Origin of the sequence: Bifidobacterium sp. SO1, assembly GCF_018555335.1 — a bacterium.
In the GTDB taxonomy this organism is placed as follows: Bacteria; Actinomycetota; Actinomycetes; order Actinomycetales; family Bifidobacteriaceae; genus Bifidobacterium; species Bifidobacterium simiiventris.
This window is the reverse complement of the sequence record NZ_JAFEJR010000006.1, coordinates 79,728-97,532: the sequence shown is the minus strand read 5'-3', so window position 1 is coordinate 97,532 and position 17,805 is coordinate 79,728. Positions and strand designations below refer to the sequence as shown.

Here is a 17,805-nt window from a genome sequence, read left to right as displayed (position 1 = left end):
TTAGGGGTGGTCGGCGCCTGCCAATGAAGTCGCACACCGTGATCCCGCGGCAATCGTCACGGGAACGACGGCGTGCGATCGCATGTCCCGGCGGGTGCCGCGCGACGGCAGCGACATCGATATGAAGAAGAGGATTTCCGTTGTCCGTCAACCAGACAACCATTCGTAAGAACCAACTGTCCGACGACGCGTTCGTGCCGGACGCGCCCCAGCATTTCGATCATCCACACAAGGTCATGCTCGGCCTGTACATCAGCGTGTTCCTGGGCATGCTGTCGGAAACGTCGATGAATATCACCCTGCCCGATCTGATGGCCGACTTCGGCATCTCGTCCGGCACCGCGCAGTGGATGGTCGTCGGCTACATGCTCGCCATCGGCGTGGTGCTGCCGTGCGTGGGCTTCATGCTCAAGTGGGTTAAAGCCAAGACGCTTGTGCTGTTCGCGCTGGTATGTTTCCTGATCGGTGCGATCGTATGCACCATCGCCCCCACGTTCCCGATCCTGTTGGCCGGCCGCATCATGCAGGGAGTCAGCACCGGCATCGCGCTGCCCACCATGTACGCGGCGATCATGCGCGTGTTCCCGCTGCATAAGATCGGCGCGGCGAACGGCGTCGCGGGTCTCGTCATCATGTTCGCGCCGGTCATCGGCCCGACCATCGCCGGCGCGCTCATCGGCGCGTTCTCGTGGCGTGCGATCTTCGCGCTGTTCGCCGTTGTCGCCGTCGTTGCGATCGTATGCACGGCGCTGTTCTTCGTCACGCCGATCGAACGCACCCGTCCGAAGGTCGACGTGATCTCCATCCTCGCCTCGGCGATCGGCTTCGGCTGCCTCGTCGCCGGCGTAAGCCTCATCAGCGACATGGGCTTCGCGCCGGCCGTCATCGCGCTGCTCGTCGTCGGCGTGATCGTGCTCGCGTTCTACGCCCGCCGCCAGCTCACCATCGCCGACCCGTTGCTCGACCTGCACGCGCTGGGCGTCGCCGCGTTCCGCACGCCGGCCATCATGATCAGCTGCTCGTTCTCCTGCACGCTCGCGTTCATGTACCTCGTGCCGCAGGAACTGCAGCGCGGCATGGGCCTGAGCTCCACCGTCGCCGGTCTGCTCATGCTGCCCGGCGGCGTGATCAACGCGCTGTGCACGCTCGCCGCCGGCCGCATGTTCGACCGTTACGGCGCGAAGCGTCTCGTCTGGGTCGGCTCGGCGCTGACCGTCATCGGCGGTGCGCTGTTCTTCATGATCGGTGTCTCCACACCGGTCGCGCTGTTCCTCGCTGCGCACATCATCGTCATGGTCGGCATCCCGTTCATCCAGCAGTCCGCGCAGTCCGCGGCGCTCAAGTCGCTGCCGGGACGCATGGCGGCCGACGGCAGCACGATCATGAACACCATGCAGCAGGTGTGCGGCGCGATCGCCACGGCCGTGGCCACCTGCCTGCTCGGCCTCGGCCAGGCGAACTACACGGCCGCCGGCGGCATGAACCCTGCCCAGGGCTTCGTGGACGGCTCGCGCTACGGCTACCTGTTCGGCATGGTGCTCGTGGTGATCGTGCTGGCGTGCTCTTTTCTGCTCAAGGAGCATCACGAGGAACCGAAGCTCGTACCGGTGCAGGTCGAGGTCGAGAAACTAGCCGCGTGACGCCGGTTCCTCGGACGGTTCAGTGAGATGAACCATGTTTCGTAACGGGTGTTCCCCTATACTGGGGAGCACCCGTTTTCCGTATGCTTTCCGTATGCCCGAAACCGATTTTTCGATCATCCACCAATCAGGGAGCGCCATGAACAAGGCCATCATCACCGTCGTCGGCAAGGACACCGTCGGCATCATCGCACGCGTCTGCACCTACCTGTCCCAGCACAACGTCAACGTGCTCGACATCTCCCAGACCATCATCGACGGCTTCTTCAACATGATGATGATCGTCGACTACGCGAACTCCGACAAGGAATTCAGCGCGATGGTCGGCAACCTCGAGGATCTCGGCGACGACATCGGCGTGCGCATCCGCTGCCAGCGCGAGGAGATCTTCACCAAGATGCACCGCATCTAGTCTCGCCGGACCGAACCGAAAGGAACGCAACCATGCTGAATATCATGGAGGTCCACGAGACCAACCAGATGATCGAGCAGGAAAAACTCGACGTGCGCACCATCACGATGGGCATCTCGCTGCTCGACTGCGCGGCCGACACCGTCGACGAGACCTGCGACAACATCTACCGTAAGATCACCACCTATGCCAAGGACCTCGTCGCCACCGGCCAGGCCATCGAACAGGACTATGGCATCCCGATCGTCAACAAGCGCATCACCGTCACCCCGATCTCGCTCGTCGGCGCCAGCTCGTGCAAGACCTCCGTCGACTTCGTGAAGATCGCGCACGCGCTCGACCGCGCGGCCAAGGAGGTCGGCGTCGACCTCATCGGCGGCTACTCGGCGCTCGTGAGCAAGGCCATGACCCCGGCCGAGCGGCTGCTCATCGAATCGCTGCCGCAGGCCCTGACCGAAACCGACATCGTCTGCTCGTCCGTCAACGTCGGCTCCACGAAGACCGGCATCGACATGAACGCCGTCGAACTGCTCGGCCGCGTCATCAAGGACATCGCGTACAACACGCGCGACAACGACTCGTACGGCTGCGTGAAATTCGTTGCGTTCTGCAACGTGCCCGACGACAATCCGTTCATGGCCGGCGGCTTCCACGGCGTGACCGAAGGCGACGCGGTCATCAACGTGGGCGTGTCCGGGCCGGGCGTCGTCTCGCGGGCGCTGGACGCCGCGAAGGGACGCGATTTCGAGTTCCTGTGCGAGACGATCAAGCGCACCGCGTTCAAGATCACGCGAGTGGGCCAGCTGGTCGCGCAGGAGGCGTCGCGGCGACTCGGCGTGCCGTTCGGCATCATCGATCTGTCTTTGGCTCCGACCCCGGCCGTGGGCGATTCGGTCGGCGAAGTGCTTGAGAAGATCGGCCTCGAACAGGTCGGCGCGCCCGGCACCACCGCGGCGCTGGCGATGCTCAACGACCAGGTGAAGAAGGGTGGCATCATGGCGTCCTCGTATGTCGGCGGCCTGTCCGGCGCGTTCATCCCCGTCTCCGAAGACAAGAACATGATCGACGCGGCGGCCTCCGGATGCCTGACGCTCGAAAAGCTCGAGGCGATGACCTGCGTGTGCTCGGTCGGCCTCGACATGATCGCCATCCCCGGCGACACGACCGCGGCCACGATCTCCGGCTTGATCGCCGACGAGGCGGCCATCGGCATGGTCAACCAGAAGACTACCGCCGTGCGCGTCATCCCGGTGTACGGCAAGGGCGTGGGCGAGATGGCCAACTTCGGCGGCCTCATGGGCTACGCGCCGATCATGCCGGTCAACAACACCTCGTGCGAGGCATTCGTGACCCGCGGCGGCCGCATCCCCGCCCCGATCCACAGCTTCAAGAACTGACGCCTGCGTCGCTGCCCCTGCACTGGATTCGATTCGGGCAGGGGCTGTTTTATGCTCGGGTGTCGGATTGCGTACAGTGTGCACGAAATATAAGAGGTGAGGACGATGACGGAACAGTCGGAAGCGCAGCAGAGCCCCGAGGCCAAGGTCGAGAAGATGTTCGAATACGGCTACCGCAAGTCGAACTACGGGCCGGACGAGCTCGTGACCGACGCGCACGGCAACCCGATCTCCGTGGTCGATGCGATGCTGTCCGCCGAGGACGCCGCCAAGGCCGAAACCGCGACCCCGCACCTGTGCTACTACAGCCCGCGCATCCCCGGCAACACCGGTTCCGCGATCCGCCTGTGCGCGGTGACCGGCACCATCCTGCACCTGGTCGAGCCACTCGGCTTCAATCTGCGCGACACGAAGCTGCGCCGCGCCGGACTCGACTATCACGACATGGCGCATGTCGTGCTGCACCCGAACTTCGACAATCTCGTCGAATCCATGCCGAACTCGCGCATCATCGCGTTCACCGCGCACGCCACGAAGCTGTACACCGAAGTCGAATACAAGCCGACCGACATCCTGCTGTTCGGCCCCGAACCGGGCGACATCCCCGACCCGATGGACATCATGGCCGGCCCGCACGTCGCCGAACAGGTCCGTCTGCCGATGCGTCCGTCCCTGCGTTCGCTCAACCTCACCAACTGTGCATCCATTGCCATCTACGAGGCCTGGCGTCAGCTCAATTTTGCCGGCGGTAGATAAACAGTCGGCAACTGGTCAACGATTCCGCATCGTATGAACGATCTTCAACGTAACGAATCCGTCCGCCGCAAGCTTGCCGCATGGTGGGACGTGAACGCGCGCGACCTGCCGTGGCGGTTCGGCCGCGCGACGCCGTGGGGCGTGCTCGTCTCCGAGGTCATGAGCCAGCAGACGCAGATGAGTCGCGTCGTGCCGTACTGGGAAGTCTGGATGCAGGCATGGCCGGATGCGGCGGCGCTCGCGGACGCGACGACCGCGGAGGTGATCACCGCGTGGGGGCGGCTCGGCTATCCGCGTCGCGCGTTGCGGCTTCAGGAGTGCGCCCGTGCGGTGCGTGACCGATACGCCGACGAGCTGCCGCGTACCTACGACGAGCTGACGGGCCTGCCCGGCATCGGCGACTATACGGCGTCGGCGGTGCTGAGTTTCGCGTTCGGCGAGCGCATCGCGGTGATCGACACGAACATCCGGCGCGTGCTGTCGCGTGTGTTCCTTGGCGTGGAGTCGCTGGGTGGTTCCGCGAAGCCGGCCGACCGCGAGCTGGCGAACCGTGTGCTGCCAGAGGACGCCGCCCGGTCGGTGACGTGGAACCAGTCGGTGATGGAACTCGGCGCAACCGTATGCACTGCGAAGAACCCGTTGTGCGACGACTGCCCGGTGCGAGGCGATTGTGCGTTCCTTGCGGCCGACCGGCCCGGTCTGGGGGAGCGGCGCACGCGGCCGCGGCAACGGTTCGCCGGCACCGATCGGCAGGTGCGCGGACTGGTGCTGGACGCGTTGCGCGGATTGCCGGACAGCGAACGTGTGCTGCCGCGAACGCGGATCGAAACGTTGTGGGACGACCATATCCAGCTCGACAAGTGCATCGCGTCGCTGGATGACGACGGATTGATCGAGATACTGCCGGACGGCGGCGTGCGGCTGCCACGGTAACGGTCGGATGATGGTCGGGTGATGATGATCTGCCGACGATGATCGGCGGTGCGGAATCGCGCGGCGGCGATGGCCGGATATGCCGATGACAGCGTATGCATTGCCGTCCGATCGCACTAGAGGCGTGGTATAGACTGAGGGACTATGGTACAGCGGAAGTCGGGGCGGCCTATCGGACAGCGCACACCGCGCAAACGTAAGCTCAGCAGGAAACAGCAGGCGATCTATCGACGCCGTCGCATCGTCGCCGTGCTGGCATTGATGATTACGATCGCACTGATCGGCTTCTGCGGGTACAGCCTCGTGCGCGGCATCGGCGCGATCGGCGCCGCGATCAACCATGACGAGATCTACGCGATCTCGCGCGGCGCGGTGCCGGATCCGCCGAAATCCAGCGGCATCAAGGATTGCGCGAAGGGCACGGTGAGCCTGACCCTGACACCGGCCGCGCAAAGTGTGCCGGTCGGTGGTTCGCTGAACTTCACCGCGACGATCACCTATACCGGATCCAGCAAGGTCGGCTGCCTTGTGGACGGATCCGATGCGAACCGCGTGCTGACGATCTCGTCGGGCAATCAGACGATCTGGCGGTCCGATGTCTGCCCCGCCGATCCGCGCATGCTGCTGATGAGCAAGGGCGACGCGGACCAGCAGCAGATCACCTGGAACGCGAACTCGACCGGCACGTCATGCGCGGACGACGGCACGTTGCCGCGCGTCAACGCCGGCACCTACACGGCCCGGCTCAGCCTCAAGGATCAGCCCGAAGTCGTCAGCGATCCGGTGACGATCCTGGTGCAGTAGCTTGCGCCCTATGCCGAACAGGTGGAATCGGGCCTGATCTCACTTGTTCCAGCATGGGGAACGACGCTACGGGACGGCGTGTCCCCCCCATTTGTTGCGGTTTGAAGACCGGATGCGTTGCGGGCCGCGCCGTTTGCGGGATGCCACGGTACGCGCACGCCGCTATGATGGGGCACATGGCTGAAGAAGTGTTTACTCCCCACAACATCATCGTGACCGGCGGCTGCGGCTTCATCGGTTCGAATTTCGTTCACTACGTCTACAACAACCATCCTGACGTGCACATCACGGTGCTTGACGCCCTGACCTACGCGGGCAATCTCGAGAACATCAAGTCCATTCTCGGCGACCGCGTCGATTTCGTGCATGGCAATATCTGCGACGCCGAGCTGCTTGACAAGATCGTCCCGGGCCACGACGCGATCGTGCATTACGCGGCCGAGTCGCACAACGACAACTCGATCGCCAACCCCGAGCCGTTCTTGAAGACCAACGTGGAAGGCACGTTCCGTCTGCTCGAAGCCTGCCGCAAGTACGACGTGCGTTACCATCACGTGAGCACCGACGAGGTCTACGGCGACCTCGCGCTCGACGATCCGGCGAAGTTCACCGAGGAGACCCCGTACCACCCGTCCTCCCCGTACAGCTCCACGAAGGCCAGCTCCGACCTGCTGGTGCGCGCGTGGCACCGCACGTTCGGCATCCGCATGACGATCTCGAACTGCTCGAACAACTACGGTCCGTACCAGCACGTCGAGAAGTTCATCCCCCGCCAGATCACGAACATCCTCGACGGTTTGAAGCCGAAGCTGTACGGCAACGGCTCGAACGTACGCGACTGGATCCACACCGAGGACCACAGCTCGGCCGTGTGGACGATCCTGACCAAGGGCCGTCTGGGCGAGACGTATCTGATCGGCGCGAACGGCGAACGCAACAACCTGACCGTGCTGCGCGACATCCTCACCGTCATGGGCAAGGATCCCGACGACTTCGACTGGGTGAAGGATCGCCCCGGCCACGACCGCCGCTATGCGATCGACTCGACCAAGCTGCAGACCGAACTCGGCTGGAAGCCGGTGCACACGGACTTCCAGAAGGGCCTCGAGCAGACGATCGCCTGGTACATCGCCAACCGTGCCTGGTGGGAGCCGGCCAAGGCCGCGACCGAGGCCAAGTACAAGGCGCAGGGCCAGTGATCTAACGTTGAGGGAGGGAAAACCGGAGAAAGATGTCCGGGCGTTCTCTCCCTCAAATCTTGTGCGCGCATCGCGCGGCGGCAACCATAGAAGGACAGGAAACATGGATTTTGAAAAGGAACTGAAGGTCACCAAGACGAACATCCCGGGACTGCTGGTGTTCGATCTGCCGGTGCACGGCGACAACCGCGGCTGGTTCAAGGAGAACTGGCAGCGCGCGAAGATGACCGCGCTGGGACTGCCCGATTTCGGCCCGGTGCAGAACAACATCAGCTTCAACGCGACCAAGGGCGTGACCCGCGGCATCCACGCCGAACCGTGGGACAAGTACATTTCGATCGCGGCCGGCGAGATCTTCGGCGCGTGGGTGGACCTGCGCCCGGGCGAGAGCTTCGGCCAGGTGTTCACCACGCGCCTCGACCCGTCGAAGGCGATCTACGTGCCGCGCGGCGTGGGCAACAGCTTCCAGGCGCTCGAGGACGGCACGGTCTACACGTATCTGGTGAACGCGCACTGGTCGCTCGAACAGAAGAAGACGTACACGTTCGTGAACCTTGAGGATCCCGAGCTGAACATCCAGTGGCCGATCCCGCTGTCCGAATCCGAACGTAGTGAGGCCGACCTGCATCATCCGATGCTCAAGGACGCCAAGCCGATGGCCCCGAAGCGTACGCTGGTCACGGGCTGCAACGGCCAGCTCGGCCACGCGATCCGCGCGTACGCCGAGGCGCACGATCTGCAGGGCTTCGAGTACACCGACATCGACGAGTTCGACTTCTCCGATCCGGCAGCGTACGACAAGTACGACTGGTCGCTGTACGGCACGATCATCAACGCGGGTGCATATACGGCCGTGGACAAGGCCGAGACCGTGGAAGGCCGTCCGATCGCGTGGAAGGCGAACGCCCAGGGGCCGGCGCTGCTGGCACGCGTCGCCAAGGACCACCACATCACGCTCGTGCACGTGAGCTCCGATTACGTGTTCGACGGCACCGCCGAAGAACACACGGAGAGCGAGGACTTCGCGCCGCTCGGCGTGTACGGCCAGACCAAGGCCGCCGGCGACATCGCCGTGGCAAACGCGCCGGAACACTACATCCTGCGCTCGAGCTGGGTGATCGGCGAGGGCCACAACTTCGTCAAGACCATGATGATGCTGTCGAACCGCGTCGCCGACCCGTCCGACCAGCTGAACCAGGTGACCGTGGTCGACGACCAGTTTGGCCGCCTCACGTTCACCAAGGACATGGCTGAGGCGATCTTCCACCTGCTCGACTCGCACGCGCCGTACGGCACGTACAACCTGACCGGTTCCGGCGCCGTCAAGAACTGGGCCGAGATCGCGGCGGCCGTGTTCGAGCAGACGAACGGCAACGGCGACAAGGTCAAGCCGATCTCCACGGCCGAGTATTTCGCGAACGCGAAGAGTCCGGTCAGCCCGCGCCCGACGCATTCCGCGCTCGATCTGACGAAGATCGAACAGGCCGGGTACACGCCCGCCGACTGGGAGGAGTCGCTCTCCGCCTACGTCGCCAAGGAACTCGACAAGTAAGGAGCCTACGATGAAGGGCATCATTCTCGCAGGAGGATCGGGCACGCGCCTGTACCCGCTGACCACCGTCACGTCGAAGCAGCTGCTGCCGGTGTACGACAAGCCGATGATCTATTATCCGCTCAGCGTGCTCATGCTTGCCGGCATCCGCGACATCCTGATCATCTCCACGCCGAAGGATCTGCCGAACTTCGAGCGTCTGCTCGGCGACGGCAGCCATTACGGCGTGCACTTCAGCTACAAGGTGCAGCCGAGTCCGGACGGCCTCGCGCAGGCGTTCCTGCTGGGCGAGGAGTTCATCGGCGGCGAGCCGTGCGCGCTTGTGCTCGGCGACAACATCTTCTACGGCAACGGTCTGGGAACCACGCTGCGCAAGGCGGTCGCCAAGGCCGAGAACGGCGAGGGCGCGAGCGTGTTCGGCTATTACGTGGACGATCCGGAACGCTACGGCGTGGTCGAGTTCGACGAGCATAAGAAGGCCGTCTCGATCGAGGAGAAGCCGGCCGTGCCGAAGTCGAACTACGCGGTGACCGGCCTGTACTTCTATGACGAGCGTGTGGTCGACTTCGCCAAGCAGGTGCGTCCGTCCGCCCGTGGCGAGCTGGAGATCACCGATCTGAACAAGCTGTACCTTCAGGCCGGCGCGCTCAACGTGCGTACGCTCGGTCGCGGCTACGCGTGGCTGGACACCGGTACGATGGATTCGCTGTATGAGGCGGGCGAGTTCGTGCGCACCGTGCAGCGCGCGCAGGGACTGCCGATCGCCGTGGTCGAGGAGATCGCGTTCGAGAACGGTTGGATCAGCAAGGACGAGCTGCTCGAGTCCGCCGAACGTTACGGCAAGAGCCCCTACGGCAAGCATCTCAAGGATGTGGCCGAGGGCAAGCTGGTGCTCATCCCCAACCAGTACTGATCTGACGGGCATCCGTCGCCTGTGCGTGAACCGCGCTTTCGGGCACCGGTCTGGGTCATATCGCCCAGGTCCGGTCCCCGGAACGCGGTTTTTTCATGCGGAATCGCCGTCTGCCGAGCCGTCGGGCCGCTGCCCTGGTTGCATGCGGAATGGTTGATCGGCACCCGCCGAAAATATTGCGTTTTTCTATGTATTGTGCTATCATCTGAAATTTGCGTATATGCATGTCATATTGCGGGCATGCTGACAAAGACGGAGCGCCCGCAGTTTCAGGCATATGGCGGCCTGGGCGGCGCTTGTCGGGGAACACAGAACGAGTATCGAACGAACAAGCGAGCGATAAGGAACGTCCATTGGCTACTGAGTCTACGACGAATACCACTACCATGATCGCACGCGCCGACCAGCACGACATTGACGTGCACAAGGCGTCGGACCGTGTGAACTTCGGCTCCATCCGCGAGCCCATCGATGTGCCCTACCTGCTGGGCGTGCAGACCGACAGCTTCGACTGGCTGATCGGCTCGGAGCGCTGGAAGAAGCGCGTCGAAGAGGACGAGAAGAACGGCACCAACACCGTGCCGCACATGTCCGGCCTCGATGAGGTCTTCAACGAGATCTCCCCGATCGAGAACTTCGCCCAGACCATGAGCCTGACCTTCTCGGATCCGTACTTCGAGGAGCCGCGCCACACCGTGCAGGAGTGCAAGGAGAAGGACTACACCTACTCCGCGCCGCTGTACGTGAACGCCGAGTTCGAGAACGGCGACACCGGCGAGATCAAGTCTCAGACCGTCTTCATGGGCGACTTCCCGTTGCAGACCCCGCACGGCACCTTCATCATCGGCGGCACCGAGCGAGTCATCGTCTCCCAGCTCGTGCGCTCCCCGGGCGTCTACTTCGACCGTTCCACCGACCGTGCGTCCGGCAAGGACGTCTTCGGCGCGAAGATCATCCCGTCGCGCGGCGCGTGGCTCGAGTTTGAGATCGACAAGCGCGACGTGCTCGGCGTGCGCGTCGACCGCAAGCGCAAGCAGTCCGCGATCGTCTTCCTCATGGCCATCGGCATGACCAAGCAGGAGATCCGTGACGCGTTCGAAGGCTACCCGCTGGTCCTCGACGCACTCGACAAGGAGACCGTCGACACGCAGGACGAGGCCCTGACCGACCTCTACCGCAAGATCCGCCCGTCCGACACCGCCACCCCGGAGGCCGGCCGCAACCTGCTCGACTCCTTCTACTTCAACACCAAGCGTTACGATCTGGCTCGCGTCGGCCGCTACAAGATCGACCGCAAGCTCGGCCTCGAGCACGAGATCAACGACCGTTCGCTCAAGCGCGAGGACATCATCGCCACCATCAAGTACCTGGTGACGCTGCACGCCGGTGAGGCGACCTTCCCGGGCAAGCGCAAGGGGCAGGACGTCGACCTGCGCGTCGAGACCGACGATATCGACCACTTCGGCAACCGCCGCATCCGTCAGGTCGGCGAGCTGATCCAGAACCAGCTGCGTACCGGCCTGTCGCGCATGGAGCGCGTCGTGCGCGAGCGCATGACCACGCAGGACGCCGAGGCGATCACCCCGCAGTCGCTGATCAACATCCGTCCGGTCAACGCGACCATCAAGGAGTTCTTCGGCACCTCCCAGCTGTCGCAGTTCATGGATCAGAACAACCCGCTGGCCGGCGTGACCAACAAGCGCCGTCTGTCGGCCCTCGGCCCCGGCGGCCTGTCGCGCGACCGCGCGTCCATGGAAGTGCGAGACGTGCACCCGTCCCACTTCGGCCGTATGTGCCCGATCGAGTCCCCTGAAGGCCCGAACATCGGTCTGATCGGCTCGCTGGCGACCTTCGGCCGCGTCAACCCGTTCGGTTTCATCGAGACCCCGTACCGCAAGGTCATCGACGGCCAGGTGACCAACGAGGTCGAGTACATGACCGCCGATCAGGAAAACGATCACGTGATCGCGCAGGTCAACCAGAAGCTCGACAAGAACGGCAAGTTCGCGACCGACATGGCCCTCGCCCGAGCCGATGAGGAGGAGGCGGTCGACGTTCCGGTGAGCTCCGTCGACTACATGGACGTCTCGCCGCGCCAGATGGTCTCGATCGGCGCCTCGCTGATCCCGTTCCTCGAGCACGACGAGGGCCACCGAGCGCTGATGGGTACCAACATGCAGCGTCAGGCCGTCCCGCTGGTCGAGTCCGAGCGCCCGCTCGTGGGCACTGGTTCGGAATGGCGCGTCGCGTACGATTCCGGCGATGTGATCATCGCCGACAAGCCGGGCGTCGTGACCTACGTGTCCGCCGACCTGATCCGCGTGATGAACGACGACGGCACGCAGTCCAGCTACAAGCTGGCCAAGTTCCAGCGTTCCAACCAGACCACCTGCTACAACCAGCGTCCGATCATCAAGAGTGGCGAGCGCGTCGAGGCCGGCACCGTCCTGGCCGACGGCCCGGCGATCGAGAAGGGCGAGATCGCGCTCGGCAAGAACCTGCTGGTTGCGTTCATGCCGTGGAACGGCTACAACTACGAGGACGCCGTGATCATCTCGCAGCGTCTCGTGCAGGACGACACGCTCTCCTCCATCCACATCGAGGAGTACGAGATCGACGCCCGCGAAACCAAGCTGGGCGCCGAGGAGATCACCCGCGACCTGCCGAACGTGGGCGAGGACGCGGTCGCGAACCTCGACGAGCGCGGCATCATCCGCATCGGCGCCGAGGTCGAGGCCGGCGATATCCTCGTCGGCAAGGTCACGCCGAAGGGCGAGACCGAACTGACCCCGGAGGAGCGCCTGCTGCGCGCGATCTTCGGCGAGAAGTCCCGCGAGGTGCGCGACACCTCGCTGCGCGTGCCGCACGGCGAGACCGGCACCGTGATCGCGGTCAAGGAGATCACCCGCGAGGATGCCGAGGAGGATGGCGACGAGCTGCCGAACGGCGTCAACCAGATGATCCGCGTGTACATCGCGCAGCACCGCAAGATCACCGTCGGCGACAAGATGTCCGGCCGTCACGGCAACAAGGGCTGCATCTCGCGCATCCTGCCGGAAGAGGACATGCCGTTCCTCGCGGACGGTACTCCGGTCGACATCATGTTGAACCCGCTGGGCGTGCCGTCTCGAATGAACCTCGGCCAGGTGCTCGAACTGCACCTCGGCTGGATCGCGCACTCCGGCTGGGACATCTCGCTTGACCCGGATCTCGAGGCCGAATGGAAGAAGTACGTGCCGGCCGGTGCCGAAAAGGGCGACCCGTGCACGCCGATCGCCACCCCGGTGTTCGACGGCGTCAAGCCGGAGGTCATCAAGGGCCTCATGAAGTCGACGCTGCCGAACCGCGACGGCGACCAGATGGTCGGCGAGGACGGCAAGGCGTGGCTGTTCGACGGCCGCACCGGCGAACGTTTCGGCAAGCCGATCTCCGTGGGCTACATGTACATGTTGAAGCTCCACCACCTGGTCGACGACAAGATCCACGCGCGTTCCACCGGTCCGTACTCGATGATCACGCAGCAGCCGCTGGGCGGTAAGGCCCAGTTCGGCGGCCAGCGCTTCGGCGAGATGGAGGTGTGGGCCCTTGAGGCCTACGGCGCCGCCTACACGCTGCACGAGATGATGACCACCAAGTCCGATGACGTGGACGGCCGCGTGCGCGTCTACGGCGCGATCGTCAAGGGCGATAACCTGCCGCCGGCGGGCATCCCCGAGTCGTTCAAGGTGCTGCTCAAGGAAATGCAGTCCCTGTCGCTGAACGTCGAGGTTTTGAACGCCGAGGGCGTGGCCATCGACATGAAGGACGAGGACGACGACCCGGCCTCCGCCAGCGACGATCTGGGCTTCAACATCGGCGCGCGTCCCGACGCGGCCGCGAAGGAAGACCAGAAGGCCGAAGAGCCGGAATACCAGTGATCCGATAGGTTGCCGGCCGGTCGTGTTCCGTGGATGCCTCCGAGCGGGGCATCCACGGGTTCCGGTCGGCGACCGTCCCCAACGCGCATCGCGTGAGTCGGCGAATCCGCCCTCGCGCGAACGCCATATCGTACAAGTAATCGATAGATTTACAGACAGGACAATAGAGTGCTGGACGTCAACGCATTTGACAAAATGAGGATCGGCCTGGCCACCGCCGACGACATCCGCGGCTGGAGCCACGGCGAGGTCAAGAAGCCCGAAACGATCAACTACCGTACCCTCAAGCCCGAGAAGGACGGTCTGTTCGGCGAGCAGATCTTCGGCCCGACCCGCGACTGGGAGTGCGCCTGCGGCAAGTACAAGCGCGTGCGCTTCAAGGGCATCGTGTGCGAGCGATGCGGCGTGGAGGTCACCAAGTCCCGTGTGCGCCGCGAGCGCATGGGCCACATCGAGCTGGCCGCCCCGGTGACGCACATCTGGTTCTTCAAGGGTGTGCCGTCCCGACTGGGCTACCTGCTCGACATCGCGCCGAAGGACCTCGAGAAGGTCATCTACTTCGCCGCGTATATGGTCACCAAGGTCGACGAGGAGCAGCGCCATCAGGATCTGCCCGACCTGCAGGACGAGTTCGACACCGAGATCAGCCACCTCGCCAAGCGTCGCGACAACGAGATCGAGGAGCGTGCCAAGAAGGTCGAGGCCGATCTGCACGAGCTCGAGGACGCCGGCGAGGCCACCGGCGCCAACAAGGCGAAGCTGCGCAACGGCGCCGAGCGCGACATGGCGGCCATCCGTCAGCGCTACGACGACCAGATCCAGCGCTTGAACGCCGTGTTCGACCGCTTCAAGAACCTGAAGGCCGGCGACATGGAAGGTGACGTGGACCTGTGGCGTGAGATGGAGGATCGCTACGGCGATTACTTCGAGGGCTGCATGGGTGCCGAGGCCATCAAGAAGCGCCTGCAGGACTTCGACCTCGAGGCCGCGTCCAAGCAGCTGCGCGAGGAGATCGACACCGGCTCCGGCCAGCGCAAGGCCCGCGCCTTGAAGCGTCTGAAGGTCATCAACGCGTTCCTGACCACCGAGAACAAGCCCGAGGCCATGGTGCTCGACGTGATCCCGGTCATCCCGCCGGATCTGCGCCCGATGGTTCAGCTCGACGGCGGCCGTTTCGCGACCTCCGACCTCAACGACCTGTACCGCCGCGTGATCAACCGCAACAACCGACTCAAGCGACTGATCGAGCTCGGCGCCCCCGAGATCATGCTCAACAACGAGAAGCGCATGCTCCAGGAGGCCGTCGACTCGCTGTTCGACAACGGCCGCCGCGGCCGTCCGGTCACCGGCGCGTCCAACCGTCCGCTCAAGTCGCTTTCGGACATGCTCAAGGGCAAGCAGGGCCGCTTCCGTCAGAACCTGCTCGGTAAGCGCGTCGACTACTCGGGCCGTTCCGTGATCGTCATCGGCCCGTCGCTGCGCATGCACCAGTGCGGTCTGCCGAAGCCGATGGCGCTCGAGCTGTTCAAGCCGTTCGTCATCAAGCGTCTCGTGGACATGAACTACGCGCAGAACATGAAGAGCGCCAAGCGCATGGTCGACCGTGGCGACACCGAGGTGTGGGGCGTGCTCGAGGAGGTCATCTCCGAGCATCCGGTGCTCCTCAACCGTGCGCCTACGCTGCACCGTCTGGGCATCCAGGCGTTCGAGCCGATCCTCGTCGAGGGCAAGGCCATCCACCTGCCGCCGCTCGCCTGCGCCGCGTTCAACGCCGACTTCGACGGCGACCAGATGGCTGTGCACCTTCCGCTGAGCGCGGAGGCGCAGGCCGAGGCCCGTTCGCTCATGCTCGCGTCCGATAACATTTTGAAGCCGGCCGACGGCCACACCGTGACCATGCCGTCCCAGGACATGATCCTCGGCCTGTACTGGCTGTCCACCGTGCTCGACGGCGCGAAGGGCCAGGGCCGCGTGTTCTCGTCCATCGCCGAGATGCAGATGGCGCTCGACCTGCACGAGATCGACATGCAGGCCAAGGTGCTCGTGCGTCTGCCGAAGGACTTCGTCCTGCCGACCGGCTGGGAGCCGGGCGAGGTCGAGGTCGTCGATCCGGAGCCGGGCAGCCCGGCCGTCGTCCGTGAGGAGCGCTTCTCCGACGGCACCGTGCTGTTCGCCACGTCGATGGGCCGACTGCTGTTCAACGAGACGCTGCCGACCGACTATCCGTTCGTCAACGAGCAGGCCCCGAAGAAGGTCCTGTCCCGTATCGTCGATGACATCGCGACCCGCTATTCGACCGCCCAGGTGGCCGTCACGCTGGACGCGCTCAAGGATCTCGGCTTCACCCGTGCGCCGTGGTCCGGCGTGACCTTCGCGTTCTCCGACGTCACCGAGCCGCCGGAGCGCGAGGCGCTCGTCGCCGAGTCCGAGGCACAGGTCAACAAGATCAACCAGCAGTACGACCTCGGCTTCTTCACGGAGGAGGAGCGTCGTCAGGCGATCATCGACGAGTGGACCAAGTGCACCGAAAAGGTGTCGGACGCGGTCGTCAAGCACTTCGACCCGCGCAACAACCTGGCCATCATCGTCCAGTCCGGTGCACGAGGCAACATGACCCAGATCAACCAGATCGCGGGCATCCGAGGCCTCGTGAACAACCCGAAGGGCGAGGTCATTCCGCGACCGGTCGAGTCGAACTACCGTCAGGGCCTGTCCGTCCTGGAGTACTTCATCTCCGAGCACGGCGCGCGTAAGGGCCTGGCCGATACCGCACTGCGTACCGCCGAGTCGGGCTACCTGACCCGTCGTCTGGTCGACGTCTCCCAGGACGTGATCGTGCGCGAGGAGGACTGCGGCACCAAGAAGGGCCTGCCAATGCAGATCGCCGATCGCGACGCGGACGGCAACCTCACGCTCGTCAAGGCCGCCGACGGTGGCCCGTACTCCCGTCTGCTCTCCGCCGACGTGGTGGATCCGGCTGACGGCACGACCGTGCTGTACAAGCGCGGCGACGCGCTGAGCATGGACGTGCTCAAGGATCTCGTGGCTCACGGCGTCGAAGAGGTCAAGGCCCGTTCCGTGCTGACCTGCGAGTCCAAGCGCGGTGTGTGCGCGAAGTGCTACGGCTGGTCGCTGGCCACCAACAAGCTGGTGGACGTCGGCGAGGCCGTCGGCATCGTCGCGGCCCAGTCCATCGGCGAGCCTGGTACCCAGCTGACGCTGCGTTCCTTCCACTCCGGCGGTGTCGCGGCGGCTTCCGATATCACCCAGGGTCTTCCCCGTGTCACCGAGCTTTTCGAAGCCCGTACCCCGAAGGGCGAGGCGCCGATCGCCGAGTTCCCGGGTGTGATCAAGACCGATGTGGAAGCCGATCACGTCTACCAGATGACGCTGACCCCGGACGACCAGACCGTCGAGCCGATCGTCTACACCGTGACCCGTCGCGCTCCGCTCCTGGTCAAGGACGGTCAGCACGTCGAGGCCGGCACCCAGCTGACCGAAGGTTCCGTGGATCCGAAGAAGATCCTGCGCATCCTCGGCCCGCGCGCTGCCCAGGTGAACATCGTGAACGAAGTGCACACCGTGTACCGTTCGCAGGGCGTCGATATCCACGACAAGCACATCGAGGTCATCGTCCGCCAGATGCTGCGCCGCATCACCGTCATCGACTCCGGTGACACCGCGCTGCTGCCGGGCGAGCTGGTCGATCAGGCCCGCTTCAAGGAAGCGAACATGAATGCCGTGAAGAACGGCGGCAAGCCCGCCGCCGGCCGTCCGGAGCTCATGGGCATCACCAAGGCCTCGCTGGCCACCGACTCGTGGCTGTCCGCCGCCTCCTTCCAGGAGACGACGCGCGTGCTCACCGAAGCCGCTCTGAGCCAGAAGGTCGACGATCTCAAGGGTCTCAAGGAGAACGTCATCATCGGTAAGCTCATCCCGGCCGGTACGGGTCTTGCCCGTTACCGCAACGCCGTGGTCGAGCCCGACAAGGCGATCCGCGACACCATCTACCCGAACTTCGGTTTGAGCAGCGGTGCCGACGCGGATACCGACTTCTCCGATGCCGACCTGTCCGATGTGGACTTCGCGAACATCGACTTCGGCGATCTCAAGCTCGGCGACGACTTCAACCCGGACGACTACCTTGACGATCAGGGTGGTCAGGGCGATTTCGAGTGATCGTGACAGGGCGTGCCGAATGATCGGCGTGCCCTGACGGCTCCGACGGCGTTCGAGCCTGTTTCTGATGCGGTTCCCCGTGCCGGTTCCCGGCATAGGGAAC

At 64.4% G+C, this 17,805-nt stretch carries 11 protein-coding genes; all 11 read left to right on the top strand.

Going from position 1 to position 17,805, the window contains the following annotated elements:
* Nucleotides 1-161: 161 nt before the first annotated feature.
* The 11 genes from JS541_RS06800 (at nucleotide 162) to JS541_RS06750 (ending at nucleotide 17,702) form a co-directional block, all read left to right on the top strand.
* Nucleotides 162-1,640: an MFS transporter gene (locus JS541_RS06800; RefSeq protein WP_338023614.1), complete on the top strand. Its 1,479-nt coding sequence runs from the start codon at nucleotides 162-164 to the stop codon at nucleotides 1,638-1,640.
* 139 nt (nucleotides 1,641-1,779) lie between these two features.
* Complete coding sequence (locus tag JS541_RS06795) at nucleotides 1,780-2,052, top strand: ACT domain-containing protein (protein WP_214373704.1); 273 nt, start codon at nucleotides 1,780-1,782, stop codon at nucleotides 2,050-2,052.
* 32 nt (nucleotides 2,053-2,084) lie between these two features.
* Nucleotides 2,085-3,449, top strand: coding sequence for a PFL family protein (locus JS541_RS06790; RefSeq protein WP_214373703.1), 1,365 nt, complete (start codon nucleotides 2,085-2,087; stop codon nucleotides 3,447-3,449).
* Between the two features lie 105 nt (nucleotides 3,450-3,554).
* Nucleotides 3,555-4,205, top strand: coding sequence for a tRNA (cytidine(34)-2'-O)-methyltransferase (locus tag JS541_RS06785; protein ID WP_214373702.1), 651 nt, complete (start codon nucleotides 3,555-3,557; stop codon nucleotides 4,203-4,205).
* Nucleotides 4,206-4,238: 33 nt separating this feature from the next.
* Nucleotides 4,239-5,138 (top strand): A/G-specific adenine glycosylase, encoded by a 900-nt coding sequence (locus tag JS541_RS06780; protein ID WP_214373701.1) that lies wholly within the window; start codon nucleotides 4,239-4,241, stop codon nucleotides 5,136-5,138.
* Between the two features lie 144 nt (nucleotides 5,139-5,282).
* Nucleotides 5,283-5,942, top strand: coding sequence for a hypothetical protein (locus tag JS541_RS06775; protein ID WP_214373700.1), 660 nt, complete (start codon nucleotides 5,283-5,285; stop codon nucleotides 5,940-5,942).
* Between the two features lie 176 nt (nucleotides 5,943-6,118).
* Nucleotides 6,119-7,141 (top strand): dTDP-glucose 4,6-dehydratase, encoded by a 1,023-nt coding sequence (rfbB, locus tag JS541_RS06770; protein ID WP_214373699.1) that lies wholly within the window; start codon nucleotides 6,119-6,121, stop codon nucleotides 7,139-7,141.
* Nucleotides 7,142-7,244: 103 nt separating this feature from the next.
* On the top strand, nucleotides 7,245-8,693 hold the full coding sequence (locus JS541_RS06765) for a bifunctional dTDP-4-dehydrorhamnose 3,5-epimerase family protein/NAD(P)-dependent oxidoreductase (protein ID WP_214373698.1): 1,449 nt from the start codon (nucleotides 7,245-7,247) through the stop codon (nucleotides 8,691-8,693).
* Nucleotides 8,694-8,703: 10 nt separating this feature from the next.
* Complete coding sequence (gene rfbA, locus JS541_RS06760; RefSeq protein WP_214373697.1) at nucleotides 8,704-9,606, top strand: glucose-1-phosphate thymidylyltransferase RfbA; 903 nt, start codon at nucleotides 8,704-8,706, stop codon at nucleotides 9,604-9,606.
* A 386-nt stretch (nucleotides 9,607-9,992) separates the two neighbouring features.
* On the top strand, nucleotides 9,993-13,523 hold the full coding sequence (gene rpoB, locus JS541_RS06755) for a DNA-directed RNA polymerase subunit beta (protein WP_214373753.1): 3,531 nt from the start codon (nucleotides 9,993-9,995) through the stop codon (nucleotides 13,521-13,523).
* 168 nt (nucleotides 13,524-13,691) lie between these two features.
* Nucleotides 13,692-17,702, top strand: a complete 4,011-nt coding sequence (locus tag JS541_RS06750; RefSeq protein ID WP_214373696.1) for a DNA-directed RNA polymerase subunit beta' — start codon at nucleotides 13,692-13,694, stop codon at nucleotides 17,700-17,702.
* Nucleotides 17,703-17,805 lie beyond the last annotated feature (103 nt).